Raw genomic sequence first — 16,986 nt, 5'->3', positions numbered from 1 at the left:
TAATCGCACGCCCTGCCCGCTTACAAGCGCCGATACGGAAGGTTTGACGATCCTTCGGGAAAAGCGCAGTATTTGCGAAAGCTTGGGGGAGCTTTTCGATGCGCAAATCTCTCGCGGCGCTGTGGGGCGCGATATTGACCGGATTGCTTGCAGCGGCCTCACCCGTCGCAGCCCAAGATGCGCCGATCCCGCGCCTCTATCCGCCCACCGGGTTCGAACGCGCCTATACCGGCAAGTCGCCCGAAACCCTCACCCGCGAAGCCCAAGTGGCTGACAGTTTCGCCGCCGCTTGCGATGCCGGAGACCTGACCGGCTGCACCGCACTTGGCACCGCTTTCGAGACCGGCAAGGGCCGTCCGCAGAACCGCCCCGTGGCGGAATTGCTCTACCGTCAGGCGTGCGAGGGCGAGGCGGCGGAAGGCTGCTACCGGCTGGGCAAGCTGCTGCGCGTTGCCGATGACCGCCGCGACTGGGGCCAAACCGCGCCGCTGTTCGTACGCGCCTGCGAGCTGGGTTCAGCTTCCGGCTGCGATGCGCAGGCAAATGATCTGGAAGCGGGCGTCACCGGCGTCTCCGACCCCGACGCCGCGCTGGCCCTGCGCCGCGCGACCTGCGCGGGCGGGAGCGCGCCGAGCTGCTCTACCCTCGCCGCCGAACTCATGCGCAGTGATCGCAGCGCCGAAGAACAGGCCGAGGGCCTCGCCCTGCTCGACCGGCAATGCCGTGCGGGCGAGAGCCGGGATTGCAGCGATGCCACGCGGCATTGGATCGGCGCCGAGGGCCGCTTCGGGCCGCGCGCCCGCGAATACCAATCACTCGGGTGCCGGGCGGGCGACGCATGGGTCTGCGCCGAGATCGGCAAACGGGCCTTGCGCAATGGCATTGGGCCGGAGGCACGCAGCGCCGGAGTCGCCTTCTATGCCCGCGCCTGCGAACTCGGGCAGTATCATTGCGAAGACGCCAAGGCCGTGCGCGACGAGCCTGCCCAGCGCGCGGCCTGCGACCTTGGCGAACGCACCGCCTGCATCGCAATCGGCAAGCAATACACCCGGCAAGGCGGCCCACTCGAGGATCTGCCGCACGGGATCGAACTGCTCAGCGCGGCGTGCCTGACCGCCGGGACTGCGGAGGAGGCGCAGAACCTGTGCGAGACCGCGGGCAATCTGGCGCTCGATCAGGCCACCAATGGCAGCGACGAAGCCAGGACCGCCGCCGATCCGGCGCGGATCGATGGGCTCTACACCGCAGCCTGCGCGGCGGGATCGAACAGCGCCTGCGTGAACCTCGCCGACGCGCTGTGGTCCGGCGCGATCCTGCCGGGCGACCAGACGCGCGCGCTCGCCCTGTACGAAGTCCTGTGCGACGCGGACTATTCGAGCGGCTGCGCGGGCCTTCGCAAGGCGATCCGCACCGATCCCGGCGCGCCGCTACTGGTGGCGGGCGGCGACCTGTCTCCGCCTGAATTCAGCCCAGAGGAAATCGCCGAGCAAAGACGAATTTCCGAAGAGGAACGCCAACGCAAGGAAGCTGAAGAGAACGCGCGCGCTTGCACCACCACCACGGTCGAATTTCGCGGCGTGATCTACACCGATACCATCTGCGTGCAGGTGGCGGCGGTGATCGATGGCTTTGCGGTCAACATCGGCGACGCGCCGTGGCAGGCGCTGCTGTGGCGGCCCGAGAAACTGGGCCGCAAGCGCCTGACCCCGGCCCAACGGGTACTATGCGGCGGGGCGGTGATCCGCACCGGCTGGGTGCTGACCGCAGCGCATTGCCTGACCGATGAGGGCGGGGTGCCGGTGCTGACCGGCGGGCATCGCATCCGCCTCGGGCTCTACAATCCGCTCGCGGATGACGGTTACACCTACCGCATCCTGCGCGTGATCCCGCACCCAGACTTCCAGCCATCGACCTTCGCTTTCGATGTCGCGCTGGTGCAATATGATCCCAAGGGCGAGAAACTGGGCGGGCAGGTCTATCCGATCGCGCGCATCCGGCTCGACCCGCAGCCCATCACCGCCCGCACGATCCGGGCGCGGATGCCGGTCTATACCTATGGTTGGGGCCGCACCGCGCTGGAAGGCGGCGCCCCGCCCGAAGAATTGCGCGGCGCGCGGCTGGAATTGCGCGATCTGGACAGCTGCACCCGCCTCACCAGCTTCCGCGACAAGCGTCGCGACGCGGTGCTCTGCGCTGCCGGGGCGCGCGGCGAACAAGCGTGCTTTGGCGACAGCGGCGGGCCGCTGATCACCTATGGCGACGCGGGCGGCGTGCCGACTTTGCTGGGTGTGGTGAGCGCCGGGGTCAAGTGCGGGCGGACCAGCGTGCCAAGCCGCTTCACCCGGATTGCCCATCCGCAGGTGCAGCTCTGGCTTAATAGGGTCCTGCCGCCCGCCGGCCGGCGTTAGGGTCGCCCTTGCGCGCTGTTTCACGGGAAACATTCGCGCAAGGGGACACCTTTCAATTACTCGGCTGCGGTCTCCGCTTCGCCGGCTGCCTCTGCGGGGGCGCCCGGGCCAATCGGGTTGCCGGTCGGGTCGAGCCCTTCGGCAGCCGCCGCCGCATCGTCAGCTGCCGGGGTTTCGGTGGCCGGAGCCATCATTTCCTCGGCAGTCGGCTCAGCCGCCGGAGCTTCTTCCTTCTTGGCGCCGCACGCCGACAGCGCCAGCGCGCCTGCGGCCAACGCCGCTACAGTCATGATTTTCTTCATACAATTTCCCCTCTTGCCGCCCCCATGTGGGCTGGGCAGGAAACTATCATGACCCAAGGCGGATTAGCAAATCCTTGAACGCGGGTTCGCCGCGCAAGGGATCGAGCAGCGGGTCATTCGGAGCCCAGAGCAAGCCCGGATCGCCCTCGGAAATCGCGCGGCCCAGCAGCCCCAGCGCCGCCGCCTTGTCGCCCTGCTGCGCCTTGATCTGCGCCTGCTGGTAGAGCGCGGCATCGCCATAATCGGCGAGGGTCTGATCGAAGGCCTTGGCCGATCCCGCCGCATCGCCCAGTCTGGCGGCGGCGACGGCGGTGGCAGTAAGGCGAAAAATTGGCGTGCGTTCCTTGCCCGCCAGCGCCAAAGCGCCTGCCGCATCGCCCTGCATCAGCCGCGCGACCGCCATCGCGTAATAGACACTGGCGAGGGTCGGGTTCAGCTCCAGCGCGCGCTCCATCCGGCTGATGACCTTGGGATAATCATGCGCCAGCAAGGCGACGAAACCCGCCGACCGGAACGCGCGGGCGTTGAGCGGATCAAGCTCCAGCGCAGTCTCAATGATCTGCCCGGCGCGTTGGTGTTCGGCGCCATAGGAATAGAAGGTCGCTACCTGCCGCAACAGGTCGCCATCGCCCGCTCCAAGCCGCTCGGCGATCTGGTAGGATGGCAAGGCCGCGGCACGATTGAGCTGCCCATTGTTGAGCGCAAAGCCGAGCGCGAGGTGCCCCTGCGCCAGCCGCTTCTCCAGCGCGATAGCCCGCTTGGCGGCGGTGATCGCTTCGGCAAACAGCCGCCGCGTCTCGCCCGCATTGTTACTTTCGACCGCGAGGTTCAGTAACATCGTCGCGCGCATCGCATGGGCGGCTGCGTAATCGGGGTCGGCGGCGATGGCGGCGTCGAACTGGGCAAGCCCGCTGCGGGTGGAATCCCCGCCTGCGCCCAGATCATACAGCGCCATGCCGCGTAGGAATGCCTCATAGGCCTCGACGATTTGCGTTCCGCCAATCTCGCTTTGCGCGGCGAGCGACTGCTTGGCCTCGGCGTCCGACGCAATCTCGGCGACCAGCGAGACGGCCACCGCTTCGGCGATTTCCGATTGCACTGCGAAGACATCTTCCAGCGCGCTGTCAAAGGATTTGGCCCAGAGCACCTCACCGTCTTCGATCGCGACCAGTTCGGTCGAGACCCGCACCCGATCCGTATCGCGCTGAACGCCGCCGCGCAGGATATTGCTCACCCCCAGCTTGCGGCCGATGGCAAAGTCATCCTCCCCCTCGATCGCGTTGGATGAGGCGGGGGCGGCCACCTTGAGCCTTGGATTTCGGGCAAGCACAGCACGCAGTTCGCGTGACAGCCCGTCAGAGAAATACTTCTTGTCCGGATCGCCGGTCTCGTTGCCGAAGGGCAGAACCACCATCGAAATCGCAGCCGAAGCGGGTGAGCCGAACAACCCGAATTGCCATGCGCCGAGCAGCCCGGCACCCCCCGCCGCCGCCGCGCCGCCGATTATCAGCGTCCGCCGCGAGAGCGCCAATCCGCCCGCCGGGGGCGGGGCTGGCGCAGGCCGGGAATTGACGGGCGGAGCCAGAACCGGGGCAGGCGCGGGCGCGGGTGAGGCGACATTGGCCTTGGCCCGAACCGCCACCAGAATGCGCGCCGCCTCGGGGCTTTCGGGCGACCCGTCCCAGCCGCTGATATCGAGCAGTTGGAACTGCCGGAAGCCGAGCGGCGCCATCGTCCCGTCAATCGTCAGCGGAACAAGGCATCCCCGCTCGCGTCCGCGCTGCGCCTCGTCCCGCACCCAATGCGAATTCACCGAGGTTGCCGACCACAGCACCACCACGCAGGCCGATGTCTCAAGCGTCTGTTCGGTGGTCTGGAGATAATTCTCCCCGCCCTCCAGCCGCCCGTCCCACCAGGCGTCGAATCCGGCCTGTTCGAGCAGGTCGATCACCGGGCGGGCATGGGCGAGGTCTGTGCGCGAATAGCTGACGAACAGCACGGGGCGCGGCGGAGCCGGAATGTCGTCGCCGCTTTCCACTGCCGCTTCCCTCCCCGATCCGTAAATGCCCAGAACGCCTTGCTACAGCCAAACAGGGGGTCCCGCCAAGTGATGATGGCAAAGCGCGCCCCAAATCCGCTTGACGGCCCCAATCCATGATATAAATATGATATCGTAATTAAATCGCTCTTGGAGATTCGTCATGTCCTCTGCTGAACCCTACGCGCTCAATCGGAGCCGCGAATTCGCGGCCCTGACCCAGAGCGGCTATGTCATGTTGCTGGTCAGCCTGGTGCTGGTCGCTGCGGCGGTGTTGCTGTTCATCAGCGCCGTGGCCCCGGAGCAGGTTGACGGGCTGCGGATGATCGGGGCGATCATCACCGGCGTCATCGGCCTGCTGATCCTCACCGGCTTCTACATGATCAACCCCAATGAAGCCGCGGCGATCCAGCTGTTCGGCGCCTACAAGGGCACCGACCGCAACGAAGGCCTGCGCTGGGTGCTCCCTTGGCTGACCCGCAGCAAGATCGCGGTACGCGCCAACAACGTCATTTCGCAGACCATCAAGGTCAACGACGCACGCGGCAACCCGATCGAGATGGCAGCGCAAGTCGTGTGGCGCGTGACCGACACCGCGCAGGCGCTGTATGACGTCGATGATTACCGCGAATTCGTCACCGCTCAGATCGAAGCGGCCGTGCGGTCGATCGGCTCGCGCTACCCCTATGACGATATCGAGCACCTTGAGATCACCCTGCGCGGCAATCACGAGGAAGTCGGCGTGGAATTGCGCGCCGCGCTGATCGAGCGGTTGGCGGTTGCCGGGATCACGGTCGACGAATGCGGCCTCACCCACCTGGCCTATGCCCCAGAAATCGCGGGCGCGATGCTGCGCCGTCAGCAGGCTGAAGCGGTGATCTCTGCGCGCAAGAAGCTGGTCGAAGGCGCGGTGACGATGGTCGAGATGGCGCTCGCCCAGCTGAGTGAGCGGGGCGTGGTGGACCTTGATGATGAACGCAAGGCGGCGATGGTGTCGAACCTGATGGTGGTCTTGTGCGGCGAGCGGGATACGCAGCCGGTGGTGAACGCAGGCAGCCTCTACTGACCCTGCCATGCCCGCCAAGAAAGCCTTCCCCCTGCGCCTCGATCCGGCGCTGCACGATGCGGTCCAGCGGCTCGCCGATGCCGAGCTGCGCAGCGTGAACGCCGAGATCGAGGTGCTGCTGCGCGAGGCGCTGGGCCGGCGCGGGGTGAAAGTGGCGCGCAGCGAGGCGCCGCGGCGCGGAAGGCCGCCGGGCACTGCAACTGAAGGAGATAGCGATGCGTGAACAGGACAAGCCCTTCGTGATGTACCGGCGCGGGCGGTGGAATTTCACCATCATGCCGCGCGGGAGAGCCGGGTGGACACAGTTCGGCGTGTGGATGGCCGTCTTCGCAGTCCCGACCATTGCCTTTGCCATCTATGGGGAAAGCCTCGAAGGTCGCCCGGAATTCTGGGCCGCACTGGCGCTCTATCTCGCGGCAACGCTGGTCTGGAGCTTTGCGAGCATCCGCTGGATGAAGGCCCGGGCCGAGGTGATCGATGTCGAGAAGCTGCTCCGTCAGCAGCGCGAGGCCGAACGCAAGCAGCGGCGCGGCGGGCGGTAGGAACGCTGTCCAGCCAGCAGCGTTGCTTGCAAATGGTCGCTCACCCCCTGATTATGTCATTGCTGCCGCTCCTGCTTGCGAGCCCGGCCATTGCCGTTGCCGCGCAGGAGCCTGTGCCCGTTCCGGCGGCCGCGCCCCAAGTCCCACCGCCGGACGAGCTGGTGCTGGAAGGCGACAACATCATCACCGTCATGGTCAACGGCACGCCGCTGCGGCTTGAGGTTGATGCCGACAGCTTCGGGCCGCCGGTGATCAACAGTGAAGTCGCCGCACGGCTGCAACTGGTTGCCGAATCGCGTCGCGGTTGGCGCTTTGGTTCGGTGGTGGTCGAAGGAGTGAACGCGGTGCAGCTGGTCGATTTCGGCGGCGGCCCGCTCGCCAAGACAATCAGCTGGGCCGAACGCTTCGCCTCTCGCAAGGCGGACGGCACGATCGGCGTCCACCACCTGCCCTATGCCCGCGTGACCTTTGTGCTGGCCCCGCCGGTGGAGGGGGAAACCGTCCAGCGCTTCCCCATGAAGCGCAGCGGGAGCGAGGCCGAGGCGCGGCTCGGTACTGAAGTGGTGGTCGGCACGAAGAAGCTGATGATGATCTTCGCGCTTAAGCGGGCCGAAAACCTCATCACCGCGCCCACCGCCAACTTCATCGCCACCCATCAGGACGGCGGGTTCGAGCCCGGATCGGACGGGACAGCGATCATGAATTTCGCGGTCGAGCGCCCAACCCGGATGATGCGCATCGCCGAGCCGATTATGCTGGGCGATCTGGTGGTCGATCGCTTCGCGGTGCGGGTGGAGGACTATGGCGATCCCAAACGGGTCGGCGAGATCGGCGAGAATGACCCGCGCTTCGACAAGGGCCAGATCCTCGTCAGCCGCCGCAAGGGACGGGGCAGGCCGGACCTCCTCACTCGCATCGGCCGCGACCAGATCGCGCATTGCTCGCAGATCACCTATGATCTGGCGCAGAGCGAAATCCGTCTGAGCTGCGGCCCAGCGCCCGAATAGCGGCTCAAGCGGCCCGGCGGATGGAGTAGGCGCGGCGCGGGGGGAAGTCCTGTTCGGGCTCGGCCATCCGGCATGTGCAGTCGGGCGCTACCAAGACGCGATACAGCCGAGTGAAGACCGCTGCGTACCACAGGAACAGACTGTCGGGCGGCGGGATGGAATCGTCCGCGGCGGAACGGTCAATGGCAAAGCGCCATGCGCCCTCGGTGGTGAATACCCCTGCGCCGATGAAGGTCCAGGCGTGCTTGCGGATCGCCCCCATCAGCAGCGGAGCCGCGAAGCGGGCAGGCAGGTGCCTCAGCAGCCATGCGGCTGCGCGTGGGATGCGGTTGGCGATGATGTAATCGGCGGTGCGCGCCCCTGACTCCTCGGCGATGACCAGCGCCCCCATCGGATCGTGCATCGCCAGCCAGCGGTGGAGGCGCAGCGCCTCGACCTCGGGGATCATGTGCTCGCCCGTGGGCAGCCGCTCGATCTGCGCGTCGGCGAGGATGGCGGCGGTTTCGGCAACCCCCAGCCGCTCCTCCATCACCGCCACCGCTTGCAGCACCGCATTCGGCCCGATCAAGGCGCCGGGTTTACGCCGGGCGTGGAGCCGCGCCCTATTCGACATCGATCCGATCCCGCTTGCGGCTCTCACCCCGCTGTTTCATCTGCGCGCGCACTGCATCGCGGCGTTCCTGCGCCTGTGCGGCCTTGTCGGCATTGGTCACCCAATCGGTCGCGGCATCGGCAGCGGCAAGGCGGCTTTCGTCGAAGTGGAATTCCACCTTCTTGGCGGTCTGCGGCCCCCAATATCCCGCCTTGCCGAGATCATAGAAGGTGCGCTTGAAGCCCGCCCGCAGGAAGGCATAAAGGCACCCCAGCAGATAGCGCCGCCGGAAGCCGGTGCCGCGCCACGGATAATTGAACAGCGCCTTGCGCATATAGAACCGGCGGTAATTCTTCATCACCCCGTTGAGCAACTCGCCCCGCTCCATCGCGGAAGGCTTCATGATCGGGGTGACGAAATTGTACTTGCTGAAATCGTGAACCTCGACCTGGTCCTTCAGCGTCTCGAACAGCGGGGTGTAGGGCCACGGCGTATACATCGCCCAGTTGGCAAGATCAGGCTGCCAATCCCACGCCATCTGGAAGGTTTCCTCCAGTGTCTCGGGCGTTTCGTTATCAAGCCCGACGATGAACTGCGCTTCGACAAAGATGTCGGCGGCACGCAGCAGCCGGATCGCTTCCTTGTTCTCCTCGACCTTGGTTTCCTTGTTGAACCGGTCGAGCTTCATCTGCGCTGCCGCTTCGGTGCCGAGGCTCACGTGGACGAGGCCGGCCTTGCGGTAGAAAGGCAGCAGTTCCTTGTCGCGGTAGATATCGGTGACGCGGGTGTTAATGCCCCACTTCACCTTGTCCGGCAGGCCGCGATCAATCAGTTCCTGACAGAACTTGATGAAGGTCTTGCGGTTGATGGTGGGTTCCTCGTCGGCGAGGATGAAGAAGCCGACGCCGTGCTTTTCGTGGAGCGCCTGAATCTCGTCGACCACGTCCTTGGGATCGCGCACGCGGTAATCGCGCCAGAACTTCCATTGCGAGCAGAACGAGCAGGTGAACGGGCAACCGCGCGCGAGGTTGGGGATGGCGACGCGGGTGCCGAGCGGGATGTATTTGTATTGATCCCAGTCGAGGATGTCCCAATCGGGCTTGATCGAGGCCATGTCCTTGATCGTATCGGCGGCTTCGGTGGCGATCACCTTGTCGCCGTCGCGATAGGCAAGACCGCGGATGTTGCGGCGGTCCGCAATCCAGCGGCCTTCGCTGATCGCGGTGAACAGCTCGACCGCGATCTCCTCGCCCTCGCCGCGCACGATCACATCAATATGCGGCGCTTCGGCGAGCACCTGTCCGTACATGAAGGTCGCATGGATCCCGCCCAGCACCCGCACCGCGTTTGGCACGGTGAGCGCGGCGACTTCCAGCACGCGTTCAGCAGCGTAGATCGAAGGCGTGATCGCGGTGGTTCCGACCACATCGGGCTGCAATGCAGCCATGCGTTCGGCGAGTTCCTCGTCCGAGACGCCCTCGGTCATCGCGTCGATAAAGTGGATGTCGTCAAAGCCTGCGCGGCGCAGCGGTCCGGTGAGATAGGGCACCCAGGCAGGCGGCCAAGTCCCGGCGATCTCGGCCCCGCCGGAGCGATAATTGGGATGTACGAACAGAATACGCATGGGCCGATTCCCCCCTCTTTGGATGGCCCAAAGTGAGGGAACCGGCGCGGGCGCGCTTTGCGGTGGATCAAATGTCGGACAGGGAAGGTTACGCAGCAAAGCTGCGGAGGTTTCACGCAGAGACGCAGAGAAGCAAGGTGAGACGCAGAGGGGTTCCGCCCGCCGCGCAGCGGCCTTCCGAATGTTTCACGCGAAGGCGCGAAGAGCGCAGCGCCCGGTCGCGGCCTCGCGCAACATCTTCGCGTCTTTGCGTGAACAAACCCGCGGCTTCGCCGCGTAAACTTCTCCGCGCCTCTGCCTCCTCTGCGTCTCTACGTAAAACCCTTCAGAGCGCGGCGCCTGAAGTTATTTCGCCGCGTGTTCCGCGCGCGCCAGTTCATGCAGCCAGTCGGCATGGCGCGGTGCCTGCTTGGTCTGCGACCATTCTTCCAGCATCACCGGCGCGACGCGGGCGAGTTCGGCATATTGCTCCGCCGTGCCGATATCGGCGGCCAGTTCCACCCGGTGGCCGTTGGGATCGAAGAAGTAGATCGACTTGAAGATGCCGTGATGCGTCGGGCCGAGCACGTCGATGCCTTGCGCCTCGATATGGGCCTTGGCGGCAAGCAGCGCCTCCTCCGAAGGCACCTTCAGCGCGAGGTGCTGCACCCATGCGGGCGTGTTCGGATCCTTGCCCATCTCCGGCTGATTGGGCAGCTCGAAGAAGGCGAGGATGTTGCCGTTCCCCGCATCGAGGAAGATGTGCATGTAGGGATCATATTCCCCCGTCGAGGGCACATGATCCTCGGCGAACGCGGTGGTGTAGGTCATGCCCAGCACGCGGGCGTACCACTCCACGGTCTCGGCCGCGTCCTTGCAGCGGTAGGCTGCGTGGTGGATGCCTGACAGGGCAACGGGGTGGGTCATTGCGCCGGCTCCTCGACGTTGAGCACGCCGCGAATGATCTGGTCGCGCTCCATGCTTTCGAACAACGCCTTGAAGTTGCCCTCACCGAAGCCGTCGTCGCCCTTGCGCTGGATGAATTCGAAGAACACCGGGCCGACCTGCGCCTGCGCGAAGATTTGCAGCAGCAGGCGAGGCGAGCCACCCTCCGTCGTGCCGTCGAGCAGAATGCCGCGCATCTTCAGCGCATCGACATCCTCGCCGTGGCCGGGCAGGCGGCCTTCGAGCATTTCGTAATAGGCGGCGGGCGGCGCGGTCATGAAGGGTACGCCGAGCTTTTGCAGGCGGTCCCAGCACGCCAGCAGATCGTCGCAGATCAGCGCGATGTGCTGGATGCCCTCGCCGTTGAAGGCTTTGAGGAACTCGTCGATCTGGCCCTTGCCGCCCTCGCCCTCTTCGTTGAGCGGAATGCGGATCTTGCCGTCGGGCGCGGTCAGCGCCTTCGATGTCAGCCCGGTGTATTCGCCCTTGATGTCGAAGAAGCGGATTTCGCGGAAGTTGAACAGGGTCTCGTAATAGTCGGCCCAGTACTTCATCCGCCCGGTGTAGACGTTGTGGGTGAGGTGATCGATGGTGTGGAAGCCCGCGCCTTCGGGATAGGGATCGACGCCGGGCAGGTATTCGAAATCAATGTCGTAGATGGTGAGGCTCTTGCCGCTCTGTGCGCCGGCATAACGATCGACCAGATAGAGGATCGCTCCGCCGATGCCGCGGATTGCGGGGATGCGCAGTTCCATCGGGCCGGGATCATTGGCGACCGGCTCTGCGCCCTTTTCCAGCAGGTGGGCATAGGCCTTCGCCGCATCGCGCACCCGGAACGCCATCCCGCAGGCCGAGGCCCCATGCTCACGCGCGAAGTACCAGGCGGCGCTGCGCGGTTCGTAATTGGCGATCAGGTTGATGCCGCCCTGCCGCCACAGGTGCACGTCCTTGCTGCGGTGCTGCGCGACACGGGTGAAGCCCATCGCTTCGAACACCGGTTCGAGCACGCCCTTCTCGGGCGCGCAGAACTCGACGAATTCGAACCCGTCGAGCCCGGCGGGATTGTCGAACAGGTCTTTGGTCGGTGCGTTCATCGGTTCAGTCCCCGCTGGCGATATAGTTTCAATTGAAACCATCTACCCCAAAGCGCCGATTCGCGCAAGCTGGAGACAATGGAGGCTGTTCCCCATTTCCGTTCGTGCTGAGCTTGTCGAAGCACCGCACTTTCTTTTCCGGGCGCGGCATTCGAAGGCAGAACGGCCCTTCGGAAGCGCAGCTGTTGCGCAGCAACACCGGCTCAGGGCGAACGGAGGCTAGGTAACCATCCGCCCCAAAGTCCGCCCGCGCTCGTCCTGCGTCAGAGCGAGACGCTTGCCGAAAGGCTCACCGCTTTCGAAGGCCGCTGAGGTGGCGGGGTCAGTCAAATCGGCATTGCCCACCACCCGCTCGCCCGCGTCGGAGCGGCCGATGAAGATCGCCTCGGCCCCCTTGGGACTGCGGTTGATGGTATAGGTCTCGACCGTGGCGGCATCGACCGGTTCGCGCGCGACGGGCACCTTGTCGGTCGCCTTGGGCAGCACGGCGAAGCGATCATTGGCGCTCCAGTCGGCAGGGTCGGTCGAATAGACGCCGGTGGCATATTTGCTCATCCACCCGCCATTTGCGCCAACCAAGGCATAGGAGCCGCGATCCCCGCGAACCCGCTGCACCGCCTCGGCGATGGCGTGGGCCGAGTAGTTGTTCCCCGCCCCGCCGAAGAAGGGCAGGCCGCCGGTCAGGGTGAGGCCACGCGGATCATCCACCGACAGGCCGAAGTGATCGCATTGGTTGAACACGGGGATCGCAAAGCACGAATAGAAATCGATGTAGCGCATCTCCGCGATGCCCTTCCCCGCCCGCGCCAGCGCCGCATCGACGCTGGCGAGCGAGGCGGGGTTGCCCGCCAGATCGGGCCGCTGCGACAGCTTCAGCTCGGTCGCTGCGGTGACGGCGTGGATGTGCACCCACTTGTCCTCAGGCACGCCCAAGGCGCGGGCGAGACCGGCGCTAGCGACAATGATCGCGGCGGCCTGGTTCACCTGATCGCGCGCCACGGTCATGCGCGGATAGGGTTCGGCGACGATGCGGTTGCGGTCGGTGACGGTGGCGAGTTCCTCCGCCGTGCGCTCCACCGGAGCCGCCGAATGCGGGTTGGCTGCCGCGACCTTGGTGAAGGGCGCGAACAGTTTGCCGATTTCGAGCCGGTATTCCTCCAGCCCCATGCCCAGCTTATGCCGCCGCGCATTCTCCGCCAGCGCATAAAGCGGGATCGCCCCGCTCGCGCCGTGCATGAACAGTACGGGCTCCATCAGTTCCTCGACCCCGAAGCCCTGATCCTCAAATTCGCCGCCGATGGCTTCCGACCAGTCGGGGATGTCGCCCTTCGCCGTCAGCGCAAGCACCGTCGAGATCGCCTCGCTGCCAACGATGACCGCGCACTGGCTCTCCCCCGCCGCAATGGCGGTGGCAAACTCGCCCACCAGCTGCTGGTTGGTCTGCCCGCCCGTGGTCGTAAGGATCGCGCGCGCCGGGTTCGCCCCAACGCGCTTGGCAATCGCGCGCGGCACATTGTCCGCCGCACCGAAGGGCGGCTTTCGGTCCGGGCGCGACATTTCGAAGGCACGGATCGCGGCGAGGGTGTCGATGGCATCCGCCACCGACCCGCTCGCGCCGCTGTCGGCAATCGCCGCTGCCAGCGCTTTGCCGCCCAAGTCCATATAAGAGAGGGCGGCATAGCCAGGCTCGCCCACCCTCTCCGAATATTGGCCCACCCCGATGATGACCGGGGTGTTATCCGGGACGTTAGTCGACAAAGCCGTCGACCCGCTCGACGATGATCGCCGGGGCCATCCCGCCCGCCGCGCACATCGTCACGAGGCCATAGCGACCGCCGCGCCGCTCCAGCTCGTCGATCACGGTGCCGATCAGGATCGAGCCGGTCGCGCCAATCGGGTGGCCCAAGGCGATCGAGCCGCCGTTGACGTTGACCTTGTCCCAATCAAGCTCAAGATCGCGCACGAACTTGGCAGCGACGACGGCGAAGGCCTCGTTGATTTCGAACAGGTCGATATCGTCGGTGGTCAGGCCAGCCTTGGCCAGCACCTTCTTGGCCGCAGGCACCGGCGCATTGAGCATTAGCGTCGGATCATCGCCCATGTTGCAGGTGGCGACGATGCGCGCGCGCGGCTTCAGCCCATGCTTCTGCGCATAGTCCTTCGAGGTGATCAGCACCGCCGCCGCGCCATCGACCACGCCCGAAGAATTGCCCGCGTGGTGGAAGTGCTTGATCTCCAGATCGGGATACTTTTGGTTGATCAGCTTGCGGAAGGTCGTGCCATTGGCATCCAGCGGCACATCGGCGATCTTGGGGAAGGCCGGTTCCAGCTTGGCAAGGTCTTCGCGGGTGGTCTGCGGACGCGGATATTCGTCATGGTCGAGCAGCACGGTGCCATCATCGGCCACCACCGGCACAATCGACTTGGCAAAGCGGCCCGCCGCCATCGCTTCGGCGGCGCGCTGCTGCGAACGGTAGCCGACCTCGTCCAGATCCTCGCGGGTGAACCCCTCCATGCTGGCAATCGCATCGCCGCAAATGCCCTGATGCGACTGCGGGTGCACCTTCTGGAGACGCTCGTTGTAGCTGCCCATCATCGGCGGCTTGATCCCGGCGCGCATCTTCTCCTGCGACATCGCGGCGGTGAGGCTCATCATCTCGGTCCCGCCGGCGATGACGCAATCTTCCATCCCGCTCATCACCTGAGCGGACGCCAGCGCAACGCTGGTGATCCCGCCGCCGCAGAAGCGGTCTAGCGTGGTACCGGACGAGGTGATGTCGAAGCCCGCATCAAGCGCGGCCATGCGGCCCATGTCGCCCGCCTGCATCCCGTCCTGCGTGCTGACCGACCAGATCACGTCATCGACCGTCTTTGTGTCGAGATTGTTGCGGTCCTTGATCGCCTTCAGCACGGTCGCGGCGAGGTGCTGCGGATGCTCGGCCGCCAGCGCGCCCTTGCCCTGCTTGCCGATCCCGCGCGGGGTGCGCACTGCGTCGATGATGTATGCTTCAGCCATGGTGATCCTCTCCGATCTAGCGAAATTGCAGTTGACGCGTCCGTAAACCCACTGCACCAGTCGCACAAGAATTGCGTTTCAAATCGCAATCACATTTTCGATAGGAGAGAGAGCCGTGAGCGATACCGCTGCCCCTGAAGTGCTGACTGAAGTCGAGGACGGCGTCCTCATCGTCACCATCAACCGCCCCGAAGCCAAGAACGCGATGACCCGCGCGGCTGCCGAGGGAATCGCCGCGGCGATGGACCGGTTGGATGCGGACGATGATCTGCGGGTCGGCATCATTACCGGCGCAGGCGGCACGTTCTGCTCGGGCATGGACCTCAAAGGCTTCCTGCGCGGCGAGACGCCCTCGGTTGAAGGCCGCGGCTTTGGCGGCGTGGTGCAGGCTCCTCCGGCCAAGCCGTTGATCGCGGCGGTCGAAGGCTATGCGCTGGCTGGCGGGCTTGAGCTGATGATCGCGTGTGACCTCGTGGTGGCCAACGCGAACGCCAAGTTCGGCATCCCCGAAGTGAAGCGCGGCCTTGTCGCGGCGGCGGGCGGCGTCATGATGCTGCCCGACCAAATCCCCGAGCGGATCGCGCTGGAACTCGCGCTGACCGGCGATTTCATCGGGGCGGAGCGCGCCTATCAGCTCGGTCTGATAAACGAAGTGACCGAAGGTTCGGCGCTGGACGGTGCCAAGGCGCTCGCAGCGAAGATCGCCGCCAACGGGCCGCTGGCTGTGAAGGTGTCCAAGCAGGTGATGAAGCAGTCGCGCGGCTGGGCGATGGAAGATCGCTACGCCAATCAGGGCAAGCTGATCGGCCCGGTGTTCGTCAGCCATGACGCCCGCGAAGGCGCAGCCGCCTTTGCCGAGAAGCGCAAGCCCAACTGGACGGGCAAGTAAGCATAGAATTTTTGGGATCAGGAGAGAGAAATGCCCGTCATCGATGTGCCGCCGCCGGCCTTCATGGAAGAAGAAGAAATCGCCATTTTCGCCGACGCGGTCGGCAAGTTCTACGCCCAGCACGCGCCGCAAAAGCGGGTCGAGAAGTGGCGCGAGGACGGGATGGTCGAGCGTGACTTCTGGCGCGAGGCGGGCGCAGCGGGCCTGCTCGGCGTGTCGGTGCCGACCGAGTACGGCGGCCACGGCGGCGATTTCCGGCATGACATGGTGGTGATCGACCAACAGGGCAAGCACGACGTCGATGGCTTCGGCGCATCGCTGCACAACACCATCATCCTGCCCTATCTCGTGCGCCACGGCACCGAAGAGCAGAAGCTGAAGTACCTGCCCCGGCTCGTCAGCGGCGACCTCGTCAGCGCGATCGCGATGAGCGAGCCGGATGCCGGGTCTGACCTCCAGTCGATCAAGACCACCGCGCTGAAGGACGGCAACGGCTACCGCCTCAACGGCTCGAAGACCTGGATTTCGAACGGCCAGCTCGCCGACTTCATCATCGTCGTCGCCAAGACCGATCCGGCGGAAGGTGCCAAGGGCATCTCGCTGCTGCTGCTCGAAACCGATGGCGCGGAAGGCTTCGCGCGCGGCAAGAAGCTCGACAAGATCGGGCTGGATGCGCAGGACACCAGCGAGCTGTTCTTCGACAATGTCTTCATCCCGGCTGACAATCTGCTCGGCGGCGTGGAAGGGCGGGGGTTCTACCAGCTGATGGGCGAGTTGCCGCAGGAACGCCTCGTGATTGCGATGAACGCGATTGCGGGCATCGAAAAGGCGCTCGATGTGACGGTCGAATACGTCAAGAACCGCAAGGCGTTCGGCAAGACGATCTGGGACTTCCAGAACACCCAGTTCGTGCTGGCCGACCTCAAGGCGCGCGGCACGGCGGCGCGGGTGTTCGTCAACGACTGCATCGCCAAGCTGCTCGAAGGCAAGCTCGACGTGTCGACTGCAAGCATGGCCAAGTATTGGGTGACCGAGCTGCAATCGGAAGTGGTCGACAAGTGCCTCCAGTTCCACGGCGGCGCAGGCTACATCAATGATTACGCCATCGCCCGCATGTACCGCGACACTCGCATCGCCCGCATCTACGGCGGGTCGAACGAGATCATGAAGATGCTGATCGCGCGCGGGATGTAAGATTGGTGCGCCCCCGCCGCATCGGCGGGGGCGGCAATCAGGCAGCGCATTCGGCTGGCTGGTCAGGATCGCACCTGATTTTCCTACACGCGCGGCGCAGGCTATGGATCGGGCTGATCTTTCCCATCGTCCGCTCCCCCCACTCCCATTGCGTAGGCAAGGGGTATTGCACCCCCTCCCCCCCCCGCGGCGAGCAAAGTGTCAACTTTGTTTTTCGCGCTCAAACTACTGATTTATCATCATTATTGGGCCAGATCGGCGCTTGACACGGTGTCAACTTTGTCAACTTC

The 16,986-nt window shown here is 65.2% G+C and carries 15 protein-coding genes; 7 read left to right on the top strand and 8 right to left on the bottom strand.

Translation table 11 applies throughout. The features are described from left to right. Positions 1–98: 98 nt before the first annotated feature. Complete coding sequence (locus GRI59_RS05400; protein ID WP_160760127.1) at positions 99–2,408, top strand: trypsin-like serine protease; 2,310 nt, start codon at positions 99–101, stop codon at positions 2,406–2,408. Between the two features lie 56 nt (positions 2,409–2,464). Here the strand turns inward: GRI59_RS05400 and GRI59_RS05395 are convergent, their stop codons facing one another. Together GRI59_RS05395 and GRI59_RS05390 are read right to left on the bottom strand one after the other, a co-directional pair. After that, a complete protein-coding gene (locus GRI59_RS05395; protein WP_160760126.1) occupies positions 2,465–2,710 on the bottom strand; it encodes a hypothetical protein in 246 nt (81 codons plus the stop codon). 46 nt (positions 2,711–2,756) lie between these two features. Next, positions 2,757–4,748, bottom strand: coding sequence for a TIR domain-containing protein (locus GRI59_RS05390; RefSeq protein WP_160760125.1), 1,992 nt, complete (start codon positions 4,746–4,748; stop codon positions 2,757–2,759). A gap of 163 nt (positions 4,749–4,911) precedes the next feature. On the opposite strand from GRI59_RS05390, the gene GRI59_RS05385 reads away from it, so the two are divergent. The 4 genes from GRI59_RS05385 to GRI59_RS05370 are packed head-to-tail and all read left to right on the top strand — an operon-like array spanning position 4,912 to position 7,363. Beyond that, positions 4,912–5,814 carry an SPFH domain-containing protein gene (locus tag GRI59_RS05385; protein WP_160760124.1) on the top strand — a complete coding sequence of 301 codons (903 nt, stop codon included), beginning with the start codon at positions 4,912–4,914 and terminating at the stop codon, positions 5,812–5,814. A 7-nt stretch (positions 5,815–5,821) separates the two neighbouring features. Continuing rightward, positions 5,822–6,037, top strand: a complete 216-nt coding sequence (locus tag GRI59_RS05380; protein ID WP_160760123.1) for a type II toxin-antitoxin system antitoxin — start codon at positions 5,822–5,824, stop codon at positions 6,035–6,037. Next, complete coding sequence (locus tag GRI59_RS05375; protein ID WP_160760122.1) at positions 6,030–6,356, top strand: hypothetical protein; 327 nt, start codon at positions 6,030–6,032, stop codon at positions 6,354–6,356. Before GRI59_RS05380 ends, GRI59_RS05375 begins: the two co-directional genes overlap by 8 nt. A 53-nt stretch (positions 6,357–6,409) precedes the next feature. Continuing rightward, on the top strand, positions 6,410–7,363 hold the full coding sequence (locus tag GRI59_RS05370) for a hypothetical protein (RefSeq protein WP_160760121.1): 954 nt from the start codon (positions 6,410–6,412) through the stop codon (positions 7,361–7,363). Positions 7,364–7,367: 4 nt separating this feature from the next. Here the strand turns inward: GRI59_RS05370 and bchJ are convergent, their stop codons facing one another. The 6 genes from bchJ to GRI59_RS05340 form a co-directional block, all read right to left on the bottom strand. Then, the gene (bchJ, locus tag GRI59_RS05365; protein ID WP_160760120.1) at positions 7,368–7,976 is read right to left on the bottom strand and encodes a bacteriochlorophyll 4-vinyl reductase; all 609 of its coding nucleotides are present in this window, start codon (positions 7,974–7,976) and stop codon (positions 7,368–7,370) included. Further along, a complete protein-coding gene (gene bchE / locus GRI59_RS05360; RefSeq protein WP_160760119.1) occupies positions 7,966–9,579 on the bottom strand; it encodes a magnesium-protoporphyrin IX monomethyl ester anaerobic oxidative cyclase in 1,614 nt (537 codons plus the stop codon). The genes bchJ and bchE overlap by 11 nt, the downstream gene beginning before the upstream one ends. A 345-nt stretch (positions 9,580–9,924) precedes the next feature. Next, the gene (locus GRI59_RS05355; RefSeq protein ID WP_160760118.1) at positions 9,925–10,485 is read right to left on the bottom strand and encodes a VOC family protein; all 561 of its coding nucleotides are present in this window, start codon (positions 10,483–10,485) and stop codon (positions 9,925–9,927) included. Next, the gene (hppD, locus tag GRI59_RS05350; RefSeq protein ID WP_160760117.1) at positions 10,482–11,597 is read right to left on the bottom strand and encodes a 4-hydroxyphenylpyruvate dioxygenase; all 1,116 of its coding nucleotides are present in this window, start codon (positions 11,595–11,597) and stop codon (positions 10,482–10,484) included. Before hppD ends, GRI59_RS05355 begins: the two co-directional genes overlap by 4 nt. A 219-nt stretch (positions 11,598–11,816) precedes the next feature. After that, positions 11,817–13,355: an acetyl-CoA acetyltransferase gene (locus GRI59_RS05345; RefSeq protein WP_160760116.1), complete on the bottom strand. Its 1,539-nt coding sequence runs from the start codon at positions 13,353–13,355 to the stop codon at positions 11,817–11,819. Then, complete coding sequence (locus GRI59_RS05340) at positions 13,345–14,613, bottom strand: acetyl-CoA C-acetyltransferase (protein ID WP_160760115.1); 1,269 nt, start codon at positions 14,611–14,613, stop codon at positions 13,345–13,347. Before GRI59_RS05340 ends, GRI59_RS05345 begins: the two co-directional genes overlap by 11 nt. 115 nt (positions 14,614–14,728) lie before the next feature. Here GRI59_RS05340 and GRI59_RS05335 point away from each other — a divergent pair, with 115 nt between their 5' ends. Further along, on the top strand, positions 14,729–15,502 hold the full coding sequence (locus GRI59_RS05335; RefSeq protein ID WP_160760114.1) for a crotonase/enoyl-CoA hydratase family protein: 774 nt from the start codon (positions 14,729–14,731) through the stop codon (positions 15,500–15,502). Positions 15,503–15,532: 30 nt separating this feature from the next. Next, complete coding sequence (locus tag GRI59_RS05330; RefSeq protein ID WP_160760113.1) at positions 15,533–16,696, top strand: acyl-CoA dehydrogenase family protein; 1,164 nt, start codon at positions 15,533–15,535, stop codon at positions 16,694–16,696. Positions 16,697–16,986: the final 290 nt, after the last annotated feature.

It is taken from the genome of Erythrobacter ramosus, from assembly GCF_009828055.1.
In the GTDB taxonomy this organism is placed as follows: Bacteria; Pseudomonadota; Alphaproteobacteria; order Sphingomonadales; family Sphingomonadaceae; genus Erythrobacter; species Erythrobacter ramosus.
Note: the sequence above shows the minus strand (reverse complement) of the source record. Positions and strands in the feature narration are given on the sequence as shown.

Bases quoted from the DNA above. Each gene is read 5' to 3' on its own strand.
- GRI59_RS05380 (WP_160760123.1), top strand. From the start codon at position 5,822: ATGCCCGCCAAGAAAGCCTTCCCCCTGCGCCTCGATCCGGCGCTGCAC.
- GRI59_RS05395 (WP_160760126.1), bottom strand. From the start codon at position 2,710: ATGAAGAAAATCATGACTGTAGCGGCGTTGGCCGCAGGCGCGCTGGCG.
- hppD (WP_160760117.1), bottom strand. From the start codon at position 11,597: ATGAACGCACCGACCAAAGACCTGTTCGACAATCCCGCCGGGCTCGAC.
- GRI59_RS05330 (WP_160760113.1), top strand. From the start codon at position 15,533: ATGCCCGTCATCGATGTGCCGCCGCCGGCCTTCATGGAAGAAGAAGAA.
- bchJ (WP_160760120.1), bottom strand. From the start codon at position 7,976: ATGTCGAATAGGGCGCGGCTCCACGCCCGGCGTAAACCCGGCGCCTTG.
- GRI59_RS05355 (WP_160760118.1), bottom strand. From the start codon at position 10,485: ATGACCCACCCCGTTGCCCTGTCAGGCATCCACCACGCAGCCTACCGC.
- GRI59_RS05370 (WP_160760121.1), top strand. From the start codon at position 6,410: ATGTCATTGCTGCCGCTCCTGCTTGCGAGCCCGGCCATTGCCGTTGCC.
- GRI59_RS05385 (WP_160760124.1), top strand. From the start codon at position 4,912: ATGTCCTCTGCTGAACCCTACGCGCTCAATCGGAGCCGCGAATTCGCG.
- bchE (WP_160760119.1), bottom strand. From the start codon at position 9,579: ATGCGTATTCTGTTCGTACATCCCAATTATCGCTCCGGCGGGGCCGAG.
- GRI59_RS05340 (WP_160760115.1), bottom strand. From the start codon at position 14,613: ATGGCTGAAGCATACATCATCGACGCAGTGCGCACCCCGCGCGGGATC.
- GRI59_RS05375 (WP_160760122.1), top strand. From the start codon at position 6,030: ATGCGTGAACAGGACAAGCCCTTCGTGATGTACCGGCGCGGGCGGTGG.
- GRI59_RS05400 (WP_160760127.1), top strand. From the start codon at position 99: ATGCGCAAATCTCTCGCGGCGCTGTGGGGCGCGATATTGACCGGATTG.